This window comes from Pseudomonas sp. PDM19 (assembly GCF_014852215.1).
GTDB lineage: Bacteria > Pseudomonadota > Gammaproteobacteria > Pseudomonadales > Pseudomonadaceae > Pseudomonas.
In genome coordinates this window covers 82474-101013 of sequence record NZ_JACVBG010000006.1, presented here as the reverse complement: position 1 = coordinate 101013, position 18540 = coordinate 82474, and the positions used below count along the sequence as shown (strand labels likewise).

The 18540-nt window shown below is 54.2% G+C and carries 18 protein-coding genes; 6 read left to right on the top strand and 12 right to left on the bottom strand.

Annotated features, from left to right (window positions below; translation table 11 throughout):
• Positions 1-6: 6 nt before the first annotated feature.
• Positions 7-738, bottom strand: a complete 732-nt coding sequence (locus tag IB273_RS30915) for a hypothetical protein (protein ID WP_192225811.1) — start codon at positions 736-738, stop codon at positions 7-9.
• A 213-nt stretch (positions 739-951) separates the two neighbouring features.
• Between IB273_RS30915 and IB273_RS30910 the strand changes: the two genes are divergently transcribed.
• On the top strand, positions 952-1350 hold the full coding sequence (locus IB273_RS30910) for a hypothetical protein (protein ID WP_192225810.1): 399 nt from the start codon (positions 952-954) through the stop codon (positions 1348-1350).
• Between the two features lie 134 nt (positions 1351-1484).
• Here the strand turns inward: IB273_RS30910 and IB273_RS30905 are convergent, their stop codons facing one another.
• Both IB273_RS30905 and mobI read right to left on the bottom strand, forming a co-directional pair.
• On the bottom strand, positions 1485-1844 hold the full coding sequence (locus IB273_RS30905; RefSeq protein WP_192225809.1) for a hypothetical protein: 360 nt from the start codon (positions 1842-1844) through the stop codon (positions 1485-1487).
• 496 nt (positions 1845-2340) lie between these two features.
• Positions 2341-2814 (bottom strand): conjugative transfer protein MobI(A/C), encoded by a 474-nt coding sequence (mobI, locus tag IB273_RS30900; RefSeq protein WP_192225808.1) that lies wholly within the window; start codon positions 2812-2814, stop codon positions 2341-2343.
• A 259-nt stretch (positions 2815-3073) separates the two neighbouring features.
• Here mobI and IB273_RS30895 point away from each other — a divergent pair, with 259 nt between their 5' ends.
• The 4 genes from IB273_RS30895 (at position 3074) to IB273_RS30880 (ending at position 6563) form a co-directional block, all read left to right on the top strand.
• On the top strand, positions 3074-4054 hold the full coding sequence (locus IB273_RS30895; RefSeq protein ID WP_192225807.1) for a ParM/StbA family protein: 981 nt from the start codon (positions 3074-3076) through the stop codon (positions 4052-4054).
• Between the two features lie 273 nt (positions 4055-4327).
• Positions 4328-4906, top strand: a complete 579-nt coding sequence (locus tag IB273_RS30890) for a transglycosylase SLT domain-containing protein (protein WP_192225806.1) — start codon at positions 4328-4330, stop codon at positions 4904-4906.
• 12 nt (positions 4907-4918) lie between these two features.
• Entirely contained in the window at positions 4919-5953 is a 1035-nt protein-coding gene (locus IB273_RS30885) for a FlhC family transcriptional regulator (protein WP_192225805.1), read from the top strand.
• 232 nt (positions 5954-6185) lie between these two features.
• Positions 6186-6563 carry a hypothetical protein gene (locus tag IB273_RS30880; RefSeq protein ID WP_192225804.1) on the top strand — a complete coding sequence of 126 codons (378 nt, stop codon included), beginning with the start codon at positions 6186-6188 and terminating at the stop codon, positions 6561-6563.
• Positions 6564-6587: 24 nt separating this feature from the next.
• On the opposite strand, the gene IB273_RS30875 is transcribed toward IB273_RS30880, so the two are convergent.
• From IB273_RS30875 to IB273_RS30850, 6 genes are all read right to left on the bottom strand, one after another.
• Positions 6588-9650 (bottom strand): conjugal transfer protein TraG N-terminal domain-containing protein, encoded by a 3063-nt coding sequence (locus tag IB273_RS30875; RefSeq protein WP_192225803.1) that lies wholly within the window; start codon positions 9648-9650, stop codon positions 6588-6590.
• Between the two features lie 9 nt (positions 9651-9659).
• On the bottom strand, positions 9660-11024 hold the full coding sequence (locus IB273_RS30870; RefSeq protein WP_192225802.1) for a conjugal transfer protein TraH: 1365 nt from the start codon (positions 11022-11024) through the stop codon (positions 9660-9662).
• 38 nt (positions 11025-11062) lie between these two features.
• Complete coding sequence (gene traF, locus IB273_RS30865; RefSeq protein ID WP_192225801.1) at positions 11063-12076, bottom strand: conjugal transfer protein TraF; 1014 nt, start codon at positions 12074-12076, stop codon at positions 11063-11065.
• Between the two features lie 121 nt (positions 12077-12197).
• On the bottom strand, positions 12198-13412 hold the full coding sequence (locus tag IB273_RS30860; RefSeq protein ID WP_192225800.1) for a toprim domain-containing protein: 1215 nt from the start codon (positions 13410-13412) through the stop codon (positions 12198-12200).
• Positions 13364-13966, bottom strand: coding sequence for a DNA primase (locus IB273_RS30855; protein ID WP_192225799.1), 603 nt, complete (start codon positions 13964-13966; stop codon positions 13364-13366). The genes IB273_RS30860 and IB273_RS30855 overlap by 49 nt, the downstream gene beginning before the upstream one ends.
• Positions 13966-14280 carry a hypothetical protein gene (locus IB273_RS30850; protein ID WP_192225798.1) on the bottom strand — a complete coding sequence of 105 codons (315 nt, stop codon included), beginning with the start codon at positions 14278-14280 and terminating at the stop codon, positions 13966-13968. The genes IB273_RS30855 and IB273_RS30850 overlap by 1 nt, the downstream gene beginning before the upstream one ends.
• A gap of 402 nt (positions 14281-14682) precedes the next feature.
• On the opposite strand from IB273_RS30850, the gene IB273_RS30845 reads away from it, so the two are divergent.
• Complete coding sequence (locus IB273_RS30845) at positions 14683-15378, top strand: hypothetical protein (protein ID WP_192225797.1); 696 nt, start codon at positions 14683-14685, stop codon at positions 15376-15378.
• A gap of 189 nt (positions 15379-15567) precedes the next feature.
• Here IB273_RS30845 and IB273_RS30840 read toward each other — a convergent pair whose 3' ends face one another.
• From IB273_RS30840 to IB273_RS30830, 3 genes are all read right to left on the bottom strand, one after another.
• On the bottom strand, positions 15568-16281 hold the full coding sequence (locus IB273_RS30840; protein WP_138526839.1) for a nuclease-related domain-containing protein: 714 nt from the start codon (positions 16279-16281) through the stop codon (positions 15568-15570).
• Positions 16282-16305: 24 nt separating this feature from the next.
• The gene (locus IB273_RS30835; RefSeq protein WP_225610350.1) at positions 16306-17238 is read right to left on the bottom strand and encodes a TraU family protein; all 933 of its coding nucleotides are present in this window, start codon (positions 17236-17238) and stop codon (positions 16306-16308) included.
• Positions 17239-17323: 85 nt separating this feature from the next.
• Positions 17324-18532, bottom strand: coding sequence for a TrbC family F-type conjugative pilus assembly protein (locus IB273_RS30830; RefSeq protein ID WP_192225795.1), 1209 nt, complete (start codon positions 18530-18532; stop codon positions 17324-17326).
• Positions 18533-18540: the final 8 nt, after the last annotated feature.

Here is an 18540-nt window from a genome sequence, read left to right as displayed (position 1 = left end):
GGCTGTTCAAGGCTCCTCGTCGGCACGCTCATCTTGTTCCAGATGACGTCCCCACCGCTTAACAGCCGAAACAACCTGCTCCTTCGCTAGACCAAAATCCATCGGCTCCACCTGTGTGGCATGCCTCTGAATGGCGTGGCGGCTTTTATCGCCGCTTGCGGATGCGTTATTCGCGACAGAACCAATGCGATCAAAATGTTCTATCACCCCCCAAGATTTCAGAGTGGTGCGCCCGACCGTCTGTACGAGTTCTGTGACGTTGAAAAGCGTCGCCCAATCATCTGCCAGGAGAGTACTGAGCAGGCGCAGCGCCTTGGCGAAGTATTGATTCTCTTTCGTGGAGCGCAGGTATAACTGTGGCAACGGTAGTGTAATTGTCCCATCAGGAGCACGAGCGAAAATAGTTGGACGTCCATAGGTGGTACCTTCTATCCCCTTGGGACAGAGGTAGCTAGTTGCTGGACCTTCATTTCGGTACTGTTCCAGTCCGGCAAGCGTCCAACTGCCTCGCACGCGCTCGATCACAGCAATGCCATTCAGCTGCAACAACTCCTGCCTACCAGCCGCCAGAGCAGACTCCGGACCAGAGTGCTCTGTCGCAAGATTGAAGTACATTCCGCTCGGTTCGGTGTAGATGAACCCATCTAAGTCCGTTATGGCACAAAGGTGAGTACATTCCGATTCATCACCATCCCAACGAATCCGTATTCTCCAAACCCAAGGCAACGTCTCTGGCATTTGCCCTCCTCAAAGCCAATGATGGCGATAGGTTTTCTCTGGCTGTACTCGCGTATTTTCTGCTGTTAAATACCCAGCAGCAACAGTTAGAACAAGGACTTCTGCTCAGCCTGGACCCGATCGACTACAGATTCCGGCTTACTGAAGCACCGTGTGGGCGTGAAGAGATCCATCCGAACCACGATCGATACTCATTACAAAAGGAGCATGAACATGGAGCGTATTGAATTACACCTGACGGATGAACAATTCACATCTATTCAGCGCGACTTGGTACGCGGCAAGAGCTCAAACACTGGAAAATTAGCAATGGCGATTGCTGAGATTCATTGCCGTTCTCTGTACCCGGATTGCACGTTTCAATACAACCTTGACGATGCAGACTTGGTAGTGACCACTGCCGACATAGTCATAGCCTTAGAGGTAAAAGGCACTGAGACAATTAACAATATTTGGACTGGTTTGGTGATAAACGGAGACAAATCGCACCAGAAAATTACATCCGGAATGCCAATCTATCGCGTCACAGGAGTTTACGACCGATCCCCGTCATTTACGTTCTCAGATATGACATCGACTTCACTGCCGATCAGGAGCCAAGGTGGAGAGTAAGACGGATTAGCTGACATATGAGGCAGAGGTTATTCCTCTGAACTGCCGGCTTAGAGGAGATCACGGATGATTTTTCTCCCTCGCCTCTTTAACTCCTGCTACGAACTACACGCTCCCTCGCTGCGCGACACGGGTCAGTTGAGTCTAATCCGCTGAGCTTCGAAAGTGATCCTGTTTAAGAGGCAGTACCCTATCGGGTAACCTTGAACGAAGTCCGACTTCAGCCCTGATTCGTTCTGGATCATGCAGGCGTCGACGTTGAATGAAAATCCAGCGGATGCATATTTCCTGGAGTTGATGCGGCATGTGGTGCCCACGAAGCTCGTGCCTTCGATCTCGGACCACAGCAAATGAATTCCCTCAGCGAACAGCCCCTCGGCGGTGACGCTGAATATCCTCATCACGCGACCTGTCTGTGGAACCAGGGAAAAGAACTCCCCATTGGGTAGTATCGGGGGGAAGTACTTCCCCTCCTCCAGCTTGCGGAACTCCAAATCCTTCCTCCGGTTGAATTGCTTTCCCTCGCCCTCAGTGGGGGTCAGAAGGGGTAAGCGGACGCATCTCATTCCTGCCTGGCGCATGGGCCCTGAGCACTGGCAGACCCACGCCAATTATCCGCTGCGTATCCGAAACCCAAGCCCGAAAGCCTGGGTCGTGATTCGAAGGAAAAACGGCCTCAAGTTGTTCTTCGCTTCGCGACACGGTGTCAGTCACAGTCAGACTTCCATCTCTTATCTATGGAAGTCTGGGCTTTCATTTCGCATAGCAGCATGGGGTAAACCACCTGCTTATGGCTGATGCCTCCAGATATGGCTGACACCTAGTGCCCCGGCACAGATCTCTATCGGAGCGGGGGAACACCTACGCCCGACTCAGCCATCACGTTCAGCTATCCCTTGATGACTGACTGGGATGGCTGACGCCCGTATTTCTGCGGGTTGCGCTGCACTAGGCTCCATGGGATCACGACAAAGGCTGACGTCATGTCAGCTACTCGGATCGCGCGTCAGGCACCTCGGCCAGGCTGCGGAACGAGGCTTGCGTAACCTGCCTGGTGACTTTGCCGTGATGAGCTTGAAGCGACTTTCGAAGGGCACGGTTTTCAGAGGCAAGCTGCCGCAGTGTCGCGAGCTCCGTCTCATAAGCACGCACCAGCCCTTTCAACGGCTGCTTGACGAAACTGAACGCTCCAACTGGGTACTTGAAGCCAATCCCTTTGTTGATCGTGCGCACCGACCGCCCCTGCGCAGAGATAAAGATCCGCACCCAATACGCTGCAAACGAGTTCTCGGATGGCTCCAGTACAGCGATCCCGATTGGTACGTGCCCCTTCTTATCAACCTGCAGCGCAAGCGCCCGCTGGAAAAACTGGTCACGCATTTCCTCGGCCTGCTCGCGAAGCTGCTTGTACAGCTGATCGACGACGGCAACAGGGTCTGGGGTTGTGCTTGGTGATGATGACAAAAGCGATCTCCTACTTGGCTTGGGATCATTTTTTGCCGTGGTAGAACAGAAATAGGTTTTTTTCTTGCCACTTTTTGGTTGGAAAAAGCCTTACAGACGGAATCTTGGGCGCCAACATCTGCATCGCCGTCAAACGTCGCAGCTTTGTTGCGTGACTCACCTGGTTAGCAGCTGAGCCACGAACTCCAAACGAAGTGATGCGTGTTGCGCCGTCATCCAACGGCATTCCGTCGCATGATCAACTGAAGGACAGATCCAGATGCAGAGATTCCTTGGCCTCGATATCGGCTATAGCAACGTAATCGGGGTGTATGGCCACGGCGAATCCGAGTTTCATACCTTTCAAGGCCCCGCTCAGGCTGCGCCTTTGACCTGTCTACCCGGTGATGCGGGCCTTCGGGCTGGTGAGGTAATTGTTACTGTCGGCGATACACAGTGGGTTGCATTTGCGTCTCCGGGACGCGTTCAAGAAGGAAGAGAGCTTCACGAGGACTACACGGCAACGGATGCTTATGAAGCATTGTTCAAAGCATCGCTTTTGCATGCCGCACAGGATGGCGACACGATCCACAGGCTTGTGACCGGGCTTCCCGTAAGCCAAGCGCGTGATGATAGCTACGTCGAACAAGTACGGAGCCGGATGCTTGGTCGCCATAAAGTTTCTCTGAAACGCGAAATTACAGTTGAACATGTGCAAGTGGTTGCTCAGCCACTCGGAACCCTCACTGACATCTACTGCAATACCGAGCACGGCGCGGTACTGGAGCAATCCCTCACCCTCGTAATCGATCCTGGGTTCTTCAGTGTTGATTGGGTAGTTTTTGACCATCAGGAACTGGTGGCGAAATCCAGTGGAAGCAGCCTGAAAGCTATGTCTGTACTTCTTGACGCCTGCAACGAAGAAATCGCCAAGGATAACGGTGGCGTGCCTGGTGTTGAGAAGATCGAGCATGCACTCCAAACTGGAAATGACTACATCTACCTCTTCGGACAAAAGGTTCTCCTTGACGACTACCTCCGCCTCGCCGCAGATCGCGTAATTCCAGGAGTGTTCACCGAAATCAAACAAGGTCTGCGCTTCTTGCGCGGGCGCACTGTCGACTGTGTTGTTCTAGGCGGTGGTGGAGCAGATACCTATGAACGATTTGCTCGTAGTGAATTCCCGGAAGCTCTAGTCATTAAACCCGACAACAGTGTTCGCAGTAATGCGGACGGATTCGCCTGTTTGGCAAAAGACTAATCCGATGGCGCAGGGACGCGCCTGGCCAAGGAAATATTATGCGCCTTCAATGCAGAATAACGCCTGCGGAGCAAGAGTTGTACGAGCACTTGGATAACATTCCGCCCGAGTACCGTGCCAAGCGGTTAATCGTAATGGCGTCTATGTACCTCAGCAAATGTACACAGAGTGCGGGAATACCTGGTGACGTTACTCAACCTTCAGGTACATCACAGGAAGTACAACCAGCGAGCACGTCGCATAAGCCGAAGAAGCCAGCGGGATGGATAAGGGATGCCGGTATTCAGAAGCCATAAGGCGATGCTGCTAGCAGGAGTGCTGTGCACTTCAGCGCTGCCACCTGCATTTGGCGAGTCGATAGGTTTCACTCTCAAGGGAACAGTTTGGGAGCGAGCAGCTCTGAGCGCTCCGTGCAAGATTGAGCCTGAACTACTCTTCTCGCTGGCATTGAAAGAATCGCACGGCGCGGTAGCGAAAGGCCTAATATCCCCACAGCCCTACGCTCTAAGAAACGGTCCTAGTGGTCCTGCTTACCCTAAAACCCAAGGTGAAGCAGAAGCTCTACTCGTCAGATACCTACAGGAAGATCAGCTGACTGATATAGGTATCATGCAGATAAACTGCAGGTGGAACTGCGGCCGGGTGAAAAATGCTAGTGCTCTGCTCAATCCCGTGGAAAATATAAAGGTAGGCGCAGCCATACTCTGTGAGTCAATATCCGCAAACCCTACGGATATGCAGCTTGCCATCGGCGGTTATCACACGATGAACCCCACCCGCGAGTTCGATGCGCGCCTGTACGCTCAAGATGTAATTGCCATCTGGCGATCTATTCAAATGCTGAAGAAATAAGGACAACTAAGCATGAAGTTTACGATCAACCGAACCCTGGTCCAAATGGCGGTCAGATGGCTAATCCAGGATGAAGCTGCATTCAAGCTGGTGCTGATGCAGCAGCGCTATCGTCAGGATGATATTGTCTGGCTCACAAATGTTGTAGCGAGCCCTCCCAAGCTACAAGCCCTGGATGCGCTGCCGGTGTCGATCAACCGAATCGAGTATGAAACTCTGAGCGTGGGGAATACGCACCTCGACGACAAGCAGTTTTTCAATCTCGGCCTTCGTCTGACCATGTTTACTGAACTCTTCAACTTCGCGCGCCACAATAGCTTCAACACTCTCAACGCCATTGGCTTGGACGATACAGCGTTTCGCCTGATGGAGACCTCTTCCTTCGAAGAGCGGCTGATGCTGATCCGTTCTGGTGGGTTCACCATCAGCATCCGGTCACCAGTCCGAAAGCTTCGGCTGAATCCAAATTCGACTCGAGACCAGATCCACGACACGACCCTGGTGCTTCTCGGGGACCTTCGGTTTTTCCTGAAAAAGAACCCTGATGGCAGTGGCCGCATGCAAGACTTCGGGCCCACCATTCCAACCGAATCCATCGCGCGGGAGCTGTTGCTAGCTCGCATCCAGCCGAAACTCGTCGCGCTGGCTACTGGGATGTCCCCTGAAGAGGCCGGCAAACTCAAGCGGAACATCACCCGCGGAGTACCCGGGGCGCAGTCACAGAGTGGGCGAATTCAAATCCCAGAAACGACACTCGCTGAGTACCCGATGCACAGCTTGCTGTACCTCACCATCTACAGGCTGCTTGCACACGACCCCTTGCGGAGAACAAACGTCCGCGCCCTGATGGCTGCCCATCGGGAGTACGAGCAAATCTGCGATGCCTTGAATGTGCCAAAGGGCGACACCATCAGCCCAACGAACGCATTCCAATTGAGCAACGCGATTAAGTCTGGCGAGATCCTGATGCAGGAGTGCTCAAGCTGCAGTGAGATCAACGCTCGATTTGTCCTCAAGCCAGCCAAGTGCATCTGGTGCGGCCACTGACAAAGGCAAGCCCGACCAAGGAAAGACCTGAATAGCACTAGCTCAAGTGCTGGGTCCAGTCCGCCCCACTTGCAGTCCCTGCCCCCTCACTGTCGGGCTTTGGCGAATGAACTGATCGAGATGAGCAACGTTGGCAATCGCCCTAGCCTGTCACAGACCTGGCGTTGATTGATTTGGGATTCAGTGAGCCCCATGCGATCATGACATCAAAGCGATATCAGGAGACCGCCTCATGACCCAGTCCACCGTGCTCTGCCATTGCTGCGGACACCACATGGTGCCGCAGGTAGTCAGGAGCCGAGGCATCTATGTCGGTTGGGAGTGGGGTGGTCGCATCGGTGCTGGCCACCCGATCGACTCAGTTTGCCCGTTCTGCCTTTCGTCCAACTGGGATGGTGTGCAACGCCCTGAACACCACGGTCCTGCATACAAGCTGGTCCTCATGATAGCTCTTGCTTTCTTGGGAGCTGTTTTCTTAGCAGTTATTGAATCGATGTATGAAATAACGAATCATCGCTTAGCATTTAAAGAGTTTGAGCCCGTCATAAATTGGGCAGTTTTCGGACTTGGCGTTCTAATCTACAGAGCGATGAGATTCAAGAAAAAATAAAAAGGGGCTATAAGCCCCTTTTTATTACTCAATTTTGGGAGGTGGATCTTTTTGAGGAGCACTCTGTTTCTGCACAGTCTCTAACTCAAAGCTCGCCGACCGAGTCTTGGTCGATCCGAGACTACCAGCACTAGCCGTAGGCCTAAACCCAGGGACATCTTCTGAAGCTGGTTTGCCTGGACCAAGCTCAGCTGGCTCTAAAGTCTTACGATCTGCTTCTGTCTCGCTATTGAGGCCAGCTCGCATCGTGTCGATTGGATGATTCGCAAATTCGCGCATACTTTGAATGGTTGGGCCCGCTTCATCGGCACCAAACAGCATCATCCCTTTTTCCGAAAGCTGTTCAGCCCCCTTCACCAATCCTCCTACAAAATATCCATCGGCATAACTCTTAGCAGTGTCAAGCACTGGAGTGGTACTTTTAACATCAATGTCGTTTGTAGGAACAGGATTGTCCTGCTGAAGGCTCTCCATTCGTTTAGAGGCCATATCGTTAGCCTCATCGATTCGCTCCAGCGATTCTCTACGTGATTCCTGAACCGCAAGTGGTCCGCTCTCTTTCATATCAGTCAATCCGGAGTTGCTCATGTCTTGATTACTACGGAAAGCCTCGGACGCTCCGGCGTTTACCTGATTCATTCTGGTCTGCAGGTTGCCTGTACTGATCGAGGTCTGGGCTAGCCCCGAGCTCTCGTTGCCGCTGACGGCAGCCATGGAGAAGTCGAACGGCGACATCTTCGAGCTCACCAAGTCACCAAGCCTTCCGTCCTGGTTCAACGCGCGTATTGCAGCCATGGCAACACGCTCTTCCCTATCGGTCGAGAGCCCGCGGATAGAAGCGCTCGCCATCGCTGTATTAAACGCCGCACGCCCTCCTTCGGTTTGGCCGGCAATCTCAGCAAGGGCCTGGGCAGACTCCGCACGAGACTCTCCACGAAGCAGCGAAGTCACTGCTGCCTGCTTGAGGTTCAATGACTGACTCGCAGCGTAAACATTCTCCATTTTCGAAGCCCGGGAGTAGGTTTCCTGCGCTTGACGCGCCTGCCCAATGGACTGACTGAGAGTTTCACCAGTCGATTGGCTTACACTCGCCTGGGAAGAGCGACTGAACGAGTCTGCAGCGTTGAAGGCGGTTTGGTCGTTCGAGCTTGCCTGCACCGCTGAAGTGAGTTGAGTAAAGGCCTGTTGGGCTTGCTGCTGCTGAGTGGATGACAGTTTCTGGAACTGTTCGGAATCCTCAAGACGTGCGCCTGCCAAGCCCAAAGGCGCCGCCGCGCCAGCGCTGGCTGCGAAGACGCCCTGAGCAATTTTATTCTCATTGAATCCCAGACTTTTGAGCTGGCTCGCGGCACTGGTGAACTGGGAGTTCTGCGAAAGATTCAGGCTCGACGCCACTTGGTGGCCCAGCGACGCGAGGTTCTGCTGACCCGTGGTCGTCTGTGCAGATTGCTGAATCGCGCTTTGAAGAGATCGCTGCATGTTCTCGGTCGCGGTTACCGAGGCGTTCTTCGAGCTCTGAACGAAGGCGGAAGCCGCTTGCTGCCCACTGATCGTTTCGGCCAACTGTGTCGCGCCGGTAACGCTTACGCCCTTGCCAACCTGGTCGGCTGTGTAGACTGCCTCCGTCGCCATAACTGGAGAAGGCCGCTGAGTCCGAGGGGTCATATCCTCGCTGTTGAACTTAGTGTCAGAGGTCGCGCCCGACATGATCGCAGTCATGCCAAAGGCTCCAGCTCCTACGATCGATGCGGCGATTGCGGGAGTGTAAGCCGCGAGGTAACCACCCAGGCCAAGGGCTGAGCCTATGGCTTGGTCGATGTCCAAGAGTTGCATCTGAGCGAAGCCCGTGGAGATCGGGTCGTACCCGTTGAATATCGCTTCCATTTTGGCGCCGGCATACCAAAGCGTGAACGCGTTCACCACCGACAGCAGAGGCATGCAGAGCGAAGTCGACAGCGGCAATGCGCAGAACTTCGCCAGGGTCATTGCCCCCCTCGAACCCATCATCAGAAGCAACGCCATGAACGGCGCAACCGCATAGACCAATCCCTCGAGGAAGCCAAGCATGGGTTTGATATAGAACTTGAAGCTATCCCCCTTCCCTGCCCACTGGATCTCCTGTTGGCTGAGCGACTGCTGAAGTGCCATCGCTGCACGCCGCTCTTGCCAATGGTTCAGTGCATCAACACGGCCCTGATTGAAATACCGCTGAATCAACGAAGCAGCAACATACTCAGACGCTTTTTTATTAGACAAAGCAAAGGACTGGAGGGAATTATCGATCTCACCTTGCATTTGGGTGAAGTTGACAAGCTTCCCAGAGTGAACATCATCACTAAAGCCTTTCTGCATGATATCTTCAAAGACAGAAGGAAGCACATCTTGAAGTGCAGCAGTAAGCAAACGACCGGCTTCAGCGCAAGTTTTCAAAGAAGGACTCGGGGAGTCGTAGAAATATACCGATTGCGCCTCCGAAGTATTTGATAGAAGCGATGCAACATCTCCGGTGCGCTGTAGTTGATCCACAGATGCTTTATTGCGGAGGAAGACTGGATTAAAGTTGCAATAGGTCATGTACTCTTGGAACGACCGGCCCAAGTCCCATCCCGCGCCTTTCTTGTAGTTCTGGAACTGGTCAAGTGCAACCGGATTCCTTAGCACATCCCGCACGCGTGCAAGTGTCGTCAGACTCGAAAAAAGACCGTAACGTGTCATTCCAGGGGTTGAGTTTGCTTGTTCAGCTAGCTCAGAGATTCTGTAACCAACAGTCGAAAACACCGATCCAACAAATGCAGGCCCAAGCGGAACATTATCAACAACACGAACCTGGTCAGTCGTAGTGTCTTGCACAATAACAGTCGCAGTGGGCCCATAAAAACACATGTATCCAATTAGCATGATGCCAACTGCGTGGAAAGGAATTGGCTGGTTTTTGAAGCCTGCCTGGAAACCGATAACCAAAACCCCCATCAAAGCGCCAATACGCGCCATATCATCTATTGAACCGCTGCCGGTAAGCATGGCGCATGAATTAAGCATTATCTGGAGGAACTCGGAACTCCCCGCAGTGTATATTGTAAAATCCATGCTTCCCCCTTATGAGCCACTGCTCTGATTGCTCGACCCTTGATACAAGTGACCACCATCGTCGGGCGGGCTCATCTCCATCATGCTGGATGCATCAGCGTCGGCGTCTTTATCTTTAAGACTCACCTGGATGTACTGGTCGTACTGGCTTCTGATGTCAGCCCTGGCGGATCGCAGGCTTTCAAGGTTCTGCTTTGCGTTGGGCATATCTGAACTCGTAACTCCAGCTTCCGCAACGCCAAGTAGCATTACAATCAGGTTATAACTCGACTGAGCTGCAATCGTAGTCGCGTACTTATTCAAATAATCGTAACCAGCTTGCGCCCCGCTCTTCTGAACGATTCTGACGAGATTTACACCGATACGGCTCGAACCAAGGTATCCGATACGCGCATCATCTCCCGGCGACAGCACGCCATTCGCAATATGCTCGAGAACTTGATTATTTTGTAGGTCTGCAACAATCCGTGTGGAGAGACCGGTAAAGGTAGACATGTTTGCAATATTTGGGCTCGTGCATCCGCTATCGTTCGAATCGCAACGGTAGACCTGATAACCTGCGTCCTTAGTACCCTCTACGAAGGTCTTTAAGCCATCGCTGCCGATGAGCGTAGGGAGAGGGTTGACTGTGAAGTTCTTCCCTCCCTTCTCGTCTGTTGCTGGGGTAATTATGAAAGACCCCACCATCGACATAATGAACTCGGCATTCTCGTCACTTCCAAACAGAATCTGAGAAGCTAAGCTTGTCTTCTGCATGGCACACCACAGAACATTGCCAACGTCCTTGCAATTAGTTGCTTTCCCGGAAGATACCAGTCTGTTGGCAGGTGAATCATCTGCGGTAGATTTTGCACTGAAGAAGTCCGTAGCCACATTATTACCGAAGGCACTGATCGCCGATGATAAGTCTGAAGACTCATCATAAGCCTTTTTTGCGTCAGTAATTAGACCACTGGCAATTTGACAACTATTCGAGAACATCTGATTTAGAGATTGGATCTTATTCGCCAAGTTCCTAATTACACCTGCAGTTTGAGCATCCATTGCATCAATAGCGAGATCAAATGCAAAGCCAGATACGATCCCAGTCGCGTTTGCAGCGATGTTCCGCATCAGAGCCACGAACTCCTCGCCATTAATAAATGAAAAAGAACCGGAGTACAGATTAATACCGCCACATCCAGCTTTAGCGCTGGGAGGAGTAATGCTGATCAGGCTTGAAGTTGAGATTCGATTCCTCAGCACTACCGCCCCGCCCGTAACAACGCCCCTCGATGCGGTTTGATAAGCGCCAGGCTTGGTTGTATTGATCATTCCGTTAAACATTTGATCAACCTGCTCTTGAATTGAGCACTGACCAATTATCGGGAACATGGAAATAGCCACCGAAACAGCGAGCCGCTTTAGATTCATCACTCACCCCCAACACTTTTAATGAATGCTTTGCGCGCTTCTTCCCGCACGCGCTTTGAAAACTCTGATGGATTGTTTACTACATCCGGAGGAAGGTCCGACAACGAAGCCGAATCGATAAGGCCGACAGTATTTACCCGTGAAGTTGCAGCCAATTCCTCACCAGTAATTAGCCCGGAATCCTTAGCTGCAACTAATATCCTGCTTATTGCCGTGTCCATAGACACGGTACTGAACGCTACAATTTTTACATCATGGGGTGGGATTGCGATGGCTAGGGCTGGAGCGGTAATCACACCAAGTTTTTTGGCAAGTCCGTTATCATATTTCGTTTTAGGATATTTGCCGTTAGGCAGCGGGTTGCCATCCATAGAAATCGGAAGGACGGAGAACCCATATTTAAACTCTAGTGCCGAAATTGCGGCTATTGCCTGATCACATAGGACGCAACTCGATCCCTTGTAGAAAAATACAAGAGATGAGTTCTTTGCAATTTCGCGCATCAGTAGATCGCGTTGCTTTCCAGACTCGGTGGATATGGCGTCAGCTGCCGCGTTTGAAGCTGGATAACGCATGTCCTCATCGAGGAACGGATCATTACGAATAGTTTCAACGGAATTGCGCGAGAACCTCTCCGCTTTATCTAGCATTAACCTCTGAGCAAAGTAATACGCGCTCATATTTTCGCGAGTGGGATTGTCAATCGCCTGGTCCCGTAATTTTGGGAGTATCACGCGCAACCACGCGACGGTACCAGGGGCTGGATCAGCAGCCGGCGCTGGTTCAGCAGTTTTCGGAGACTCCGGCGCTTTGGGTGGATCAGGCTTCTCAGGTTCCACCGGCGGAACAGTCTCTTCTGGCGGATCCTCATACCAGAACCACCCACGCTCCTTGTCCTGGTAGAACGAAGTCCCAGCCAGGGGATCAGCAGGCGTGGCCGCGGGCACGTCTGCCGCTATCGCTCCAGTAGCGAAGACGGCGAGAACAGCGGCAGAGAAAGAGTGAGAAAGCATGGCAAACCGCCTTGGCGCAGCAATCGATGCTCAAATTCTGCGTGGCGGAGTGAAGCGCAAAGGGCGTTTTCAGGCAGAAAAACGTACGGAAAAAAGTAAATCAGGAGGGAAGGCCTGAGGCCTACCGCACGTGGCGGTAGACCTCTTGCCCGGGGAAACCGGCCGGGCCCTGCCAAAGCAGGACGTCGTTCCAATCAACCCCTTTGGCGCCATGCGGTATGTCTATTGTCGGCTCCAGAATTCTGGCCCTAACTCCCAAACTCCACAGGCGCTTTTTGAGCGCGACTCCAGCATTCACACCGGCGCTTTTGCGGTCCTTGTCGATCCAAATTCGAACCTCCTCAGTTCCCGCCGGCGGCACGAACATCTCCATCAGGTAGGTGTTCACCAGTGGCCATACCGGCAACCCCGTTGCGGTCTCGATTGCCAACGCTGTTTCCAACCCTTCGCAGACATCAATCACGCTGCCAGGCGAAGCTGTCGGGATCGCGCAGCCAGGCAGTGCTCTATCGCTTGGAATTGCAAACATCTTCTTCGGCTCCGCGATCGGGGCTTTCTCACCCTTGGGGGTCAGAAAGTGCCTCTGGACCGTCACGGCCTGCTTTGCCGGGGACATCAATACACCGATGATCCCAGGGAAGGTCGTTTTCTCCCCATCAGGGCCTTTGTGGGTCAGCCTTGGGTGGAACCGCACGAAGCGGCTCAACTCAGGCCGGTCCCAGACAAGGATTCCGCGAGATCGAAGGTAGAGACGAGCAGGTTCGGCATCCGGGTGGGTCAGTGCGACACTCTCTTGCACCATCGTTCGAAGAGTGGCGATTACCCATTCATCCGATAGGCCCTTACTGGCAGCCTTCGGTACAGCACGCTGGGGTATCACCCGCTGAACGTCACCGGCGGTCCGACCATGCTTGTCCTTCACTCCCATGAGGCTTCCGACTTCCTGCAGCGCCTCGTGGAAACTCCAGCTGTTTACCCACATCACCAACGCCAAGCCGTCCGGCTTGATTCCACAGGTACGGCATACGCCGCCACTGGTTGTGTCGCTGGTTTTTCGGAAGATCTTGAACCCATCTCTACCACCGTGAACCGGGCAAGGATAGTTTCGGCCAGGCTTGCCGTTGGCATCTGCCAACCCAGGTGCCAGTTGCTCGAAGACGAATTTCCACCGTCCTTCTGCAGCTTCCAGCACGTCTAACTTCTCGGGGGCGTATACGCCCATCTGATTTGCAGACATGAGTAACTCCAAGGAAATGAAAAGCACCCCGTAGGGCGCTTCGTGGTGGATCAGTCGATACGGTCGATTTGCCAGGAATTCCTGTGCGTGTCCTTCCATTCGACTTCGTCGTTTTCTTTTCGAATCGGCACAGTGACCGGCGTCTTCTCAAGGAAGGTGAGCCGGATTTTGTCCCCTTTCTGGATATTGGTTCGGTTGATCTCCATCGCCAGCTCAGCACCCCAAACGAGGTGATTGCCAATGCGCAGATAGAACGACCGACCATTGCGTTTATTGAAGCGATACCAGTGCGAGCCTGAACCGTTGTAGATACCTTCTACAAACTCCCCCTCCATGCCCTGCCGGAAGGAAAGCTCGACGTCTTCTTCAGCAGCACAGGAGTTCGAAGCTTCGGCATCGACTGCATCCAGTCCCCGGTGGTCATTTTGCTCAAGGAGCTCCCCTTCGACCGAAACAACTGCAGCCTGCATTGCCGGCTGCAACCGATCCTGCGGGCGATACAGACGATTGAGGATGACGGGCTCGAGAGCCAAGACATCATCATTCAGCTGCAGCGCCACATCGTCACGACAGTACCGATGCGAATGGACGCACATCCCCTTGTAACTTCTGAGGTAGGCCGGCTCATCAAAATCAACGCGGACAGTATTCATCAGCACTCCTCCCCTTGGCGCAGGTAGGTGGGCATGTGGAAATTGTCGTAGTCGATGTGGTCGCACCAGACCGCAGTAGCCGTTCCAACGCGCGTAGCTTGCTGGGACGTCGTTCTCGCGCGGCGTTTCAGAGCCCCTCGGATTAGCGCCATGAGCGACGGAGCGTGCATCAAAGCAGCAGCGAGCACGATGCAAAGGGCAAATGGCACAAATGCCTTTACGAACGCCGGGGCATACAGCGCGCCCAGGAAGGACAGCAGAAAGCCATAACCAACCAGCACTTTCGCCTTCAGGGTTTCATTGGATTTGATCATTTCAGTTCTCCGTTTTTCCGACGGAGAACCCCCTAACGGAGGTGTGCCCCGTCAGGGTTTTTGAAACGAAAAAAGGGAGGCCTAGGCCTCCCTTTTTTGATGACGCTCTGCAGGTTGCAGAGCAAATTTTTAAGCTGATTGGCTCAGCTGGGCACAGCCCCAAGTGCATACACAGCTTGGGAAACCCACAACTGCACAGCAGCTATGAAGGTTGGCGGAGCCCTAAGGCAATTTTTGATCGGGGCAACCCGATGGATGCTGTGATTTTCTCTACCGGTACAGCGGTCGTCAACACCTCCAGGGAGAACTTCTATTTCCGGCGTAAATCAAGCAGAAAAAAGCCATTCCAGTCTTCCTGCCGCTGTTGCAATGCGGTGGCCACCAACACTGGAGAACTTGAACATGACCACCCAATCTGCAACTGCACCGAAGAAATACCAATACTCCACAGCGCGGCTGAAGGGGCATCTCGTACTCAACACTGAACAGGCTAAAGCCTTCAGCGGCAATCGTTTCGATAACGTGATGACCGCCCTCTTCGTTATCGATGTCGTCGCCCGGAAACTGGCGCAGAAGCTCAAGAGCTTCGATTACCAGGCGGTGGCTTCCGCAGTAAGCACCAAGCTCGCCAACGCGGAAAAAGCAATCAGCGACGACACCGCGCGTATCAGCGCCCTGCTGGGCGCGCTCGCCCAATGCCTTCCGGAATACGACCATCCCCAGGAGCGTGCCTACGAGATCACCAGCCCCGAAATCGCTCGGTTCGGCGCCCTGCTGAAGGCTTACGACCACCTGATCATGCTGGTCGACGCAGGTTGGTTGGGAGGAGTGATTGAAAGCGGTGAAGCTGACGCATTCCGCCAAGAGAAGCATAAGCAGATCAACAAACTCGTCCGCTTTCTGGTTGGGACCGGTCAGGCCGCAAGAACCAAGGCTTACGCCAGCAAGTCCTTGGAGATGAAGGCCGATCTTGAGCAGGCAGACGCTCAAGAGCAGACCGAAAAGGAAGAGCGCAAAGCAAGCGGCTTCGTGGAACCGGAATCCAATGACCTTGATGCCGTCGAGCAGATCGAGGCGCGCGAGACTGCGATTGGCTGAGTGGCTTGCTGACGCCCCTCACAGGGCGTCAGCTCCTCTACGGAGAAGCATCGATGTTGTCGACGCGCGAAAAAGCAACTGCAAACGATCGATTCGAACATTCCAGGTGGCTCAGCGTACTTCAAGACCCGCCGGAGGCCTCCACGGATAAAGGTAAGTTTTGGAGTTTCTCAGTGGTTGCCCTGGTCGTCATTGCGGCCACTGCTGGGATCGCTCTTGGCATTCCTCTTGGGGCGTACTGCTGGCTGCACTTTTCCTTCTAGCCTCTTTCCTCTTGAGCAGCTCGACGTGGCGTTTAGCTGCCCAATACCCCCCTTTGACCCGACACCTTTCAAGCGCCTTCGTGATCGAGGAAACATGCCCGGCGGTGAATACCGGTGCGCGAAAGGCTTGGATCTTCCGTACAACAGACCAGATGCTGAAAACGCCCTCCGGCATCCCATAGACAAATTTCGCCTGCCCCGCCATCACGACGAAACTCCGAATTTGCTGAGAGTGGATTCCGGTTACCCGGTGAAGCGCTTTGACGTGGGCATAGTTCTGCAGCAGCGGGTTCCTGACTTTGTACTTCCTCCGGCCTACCCGTTGCAGCCAGGTGTCAGGTGCATTGGGGTCCGTGACTATGCGCCCGCGAAAGCACTTCGTCTCGATGACAAACAGGCCATACCGGCTCACCACGATGTGATCGATCTGCGTGGTCTCATCATCCGTCTGCCCGCGATAAAGTGCGTTGCTGAAAACACGGTACTCCCCACTCAGGCACACCTTCAGCATGAAGTTGACCTTGTATTCCCCCCACCAGCCACGGTATGCCGGCCGGGCCAATAGAAGCGTGTGCGCAACGGCGCCGACCAGTAGCATGAGTGCTACTGGCGGCGCGTATATCCAAAGGAAATCTGCCATAGAGATGCCCCTCCGGGCCTCCTGTTAGAGGTTGGAGCAGCAGTCTGTCCAACGCCAAATGAGGTACATGGAGTCATTTCCAGTACCTGGTACGTGGCGCGAAGGGCCACCATCCCAAAGCTGTGGTGGCGTACCGATCCACATTGCCTTCTGGTTCTGCGACTTCGGGTAGAACTGAGTGAGCTTGTACTGGCTCTTCGGTAAGGTCGGGTAGATGCTCGCGTTACACAGGTTGTCGTCACCCATTGTCCTACGCGCCAGTCCCCTGCGGTGTTGCTGAGCAAGGATCCGGGCCGCCAAAAGCGCGGAAGACCGGTTCACGTCTTGCGCCGGCGTAACGCCGGTAAGGGGATATACGCCGCCCCACGTTCCGGTGCACCACCACATGCTTTCCAGCGGCTCCTTTCCTGCAGCAACCATTGCTGAGTCGGCGGCACATGCCGCGATCGCAAGCGGATTCTCCACTGCAGCAGCCTCAGGGTTCTGAAAGAAAGCGAGTGTCGGAGATGACCAGGTTGGATCGATCTCCGTGAAGGAAATGATGTCGAGATCCAGGTAGCCATCAGGGTTGCATTTCGTTGGCGTGTACAGATCGAGTATCTGAAGCAGCGGGAAAGCGTAGTAATGGGTGTGATAGAACGATCCCGCAGCCTGGCCGGTCTGTGTGAGGTTGTCCTGCCTCAATCGTCCGTACGTGCGGGAGTTCCCCATCGGGAGTGTGATCCCACCCAGAGTGGGCGAACACCCGGCCTTGCGCACGTTCTCGACGATTCTCGCCGGCTGCCACATGGAGGTTACGACGCCGGGCGTATAGATCCCGGAGCTGCCTTTCTGGCAGACGCAGAGCACTTGCTTCGACGCTCCTTCAGGCGCTACTCCAGGCGTGATTTGGGCACCCGATACCCGAATTGGAAACAGGCAGGCCCAGCAAATGTCGGTGAAGAGTTTTGGGCCCAACAGCCCAGAGTCCTCACACATCACCTCGCTTGCCCGAGCGCCGACACAGACCAGCAATGCCAGCGCTAAACCAACGAAAATCCTACTAGCGAATCGCATCGATTGCCCCCTGCGCATCGGATTGAGATATCTCCCGTACAACGAACTTCTTGTCTTCGGCCGTAACGACTGAAGGCACAGCCGTCACCTGATACCGCGCGGCTAGATCCTGCTGGAGGAGATACAAGGGAGCTGCAATCGAGTCCTGAACATCGTTGAACAGCTCCCAACCAGATGGGCCAACGTCCGACGTTGAACCGGGAATGTGGCTGGCGATCACGATGACCTGAAGCCCATCCTTCGTAGCAACCTCGCGGCGAGCAAGGTCCACCTGCCAGGAGGAGGTTGGGTCGATAACCACCAACTTGATACCGAAAGGCATTACCTCCAGTGGGTTCATCCGGCCAGCTTTGATTACTACTCGGCCGTCTGGGCCCAGGATGTCTTGCGGGATGATCACAGAGGGGTCAACGGGCCTGATGCTGCTGTGTTCAACGGTTGGCAATACAAAGCCCGGCTGCTTGTCCCAAAAGCGAGCAATCGCGCGCTGCTTCATCGCGCCGACGTCCAACTGCTCGATACGCGACTTCGCCACGGCCATGAGATCAGGCTCAATGATCTCGGTGGTAGAGCCGAAGGAGCCAAGATTTCCGCGCTTCCCTTGGGCAACCCTTTGAGAAAGCAACGAGGTCGACGAGCTGCCAGTAGCAAACGCAATCTGATGCTGCTCGCCATCCTCACGTCCAATTGATGGCACCGCGAAAACACCGTGGCGCTGGAAGGCGAGTGGATCGAGGAGGATTGGAGTTGTGGAACGGGTGACTTTGGTTAGGCGCTGCATTCTCGCCACTGCCGTCGCCATCGGCACATCCTCCGGGATGCCCCTAAAGACCACTCCAACCCCGGGGACTCCGTCGTAGGCCACCAAGATATCTTCGATGGCACGGGCGCCCATGGACCAGGAGACAAATATCAAAGTCTTTTCCCCATCTCCAAGGGGGTGCGGCGGCGGATGAGAGCCGTTGTCGACTGCCCCGTCTCGCTCTCCCGTACTCGCTCGCACCTCCTCTCCGGCACGCTTGACCCACTCGTAGTCGTGCGGGGATGCATCGGCCGCTATCGCTCTGCTGTTGTCCACAATCGTCTTCGCCTGCTCAAGCAGAGTCGGATCAAGGTCACTAAGCGCGGGCCTGCTTGGAAGGGTGTCTACAGCCAAAGCGGCGGTGGAGAGAGCAGCGCTGGCAGCCAGAACCACAAAACGCC

Coding starts and splice junctions, on each gene's coding strand:
- IB273_RS30915 (WP_192225811.1), bottom strand. CDS start 738: ATGCCAGAGACGTTGCCTTGGGTTTGGAGAATACGGATTCGTTGGGAT.
- IB273_RS30885 (WP_192225805.1), top strand. CDS start 4,919: ATGAAGTTTACGATCAACCGAACCCTGGTCCAAATGGCGGTCAGATGG.
- IB273_RS30870 (WP_192225802.1), bottom strand. CDS start 11,024: ATGTTCCCGATAATTGGTCAGTGCTCAATTCAAGAGCAGGTTGATCAA.
- IB273_RS30910 (WP_192225810.1), top strand. CDS start 952: ATGGAGCGTATTGAATTACACCTGACGGATGAACAATTCACATCTATT.
- IB273_RS30860 (WP_192225800.1), bottom strand. CDS start 13,412: ATGGAAGGACACGCACAGGAATTCCTGGCAAATCGACCGTATCGACTG.
- IB273_RS30880 (WP_192225804.1), top strand. CDS start 6,186: ATGACCCAGTCCACCGTGCTCTGCCATTGCTGCGGACACCACATGGTG.
- IB273_RS30850 (WP_192225798.1), bottom strand. CDS start 14,280: ATGATCAAATCCAATGAAACCCTGAAGGCGAAAGTGCTGGTTGGTTAT.
- IB273_RS30875 (WP_192225803.1), bottom strand. CDS start 9,650: ATGGATTTTACAATATACACTGCGGGGAGTTCCGAGTTCCTCCAGATA.
- traF (WP_192225801.1), bottom strand. CDS start 12,076: ATGCTTTCTCACTCTTTCTCTGCCGCTGTTCTCGCCGTCTTCGCTACT.
- IB273_RS30895 (WP_192225807.1), top strand. CDS start 3,074: ATGCAGAGATTCCTTGGCCTCGATATCGGCTATAGCAACGTAATCGGG.
- IB273_RS30840 (WP_138526839.1), bottom strand. CDS start 16,281: ATGGCAGATTTCCTTTGGATATACGCGCCGCCAGTAGCACTCATGCTA.
- IB273_RS30845 (WP_192225797.1), top strand. CDS start 14,683: ATGACCACCCAATCTGCAACTGCACCGAAGAAATACCAATACTCCACA.
- IB273_RS30855 (WP_192225799.1), bottom strand. CDS start 13,966: ATGAATACTGTCCGCGTTGATTTTGATGAGCCGGCCTACCTCAGAAGT.
- IB273_RS30890 (WP_192225806.1), top strand. CDS start 4,328: ATGCCGGTATTCAGAAGCCATAAGGCGATGCTGCTAGCAGGAGTGCTG.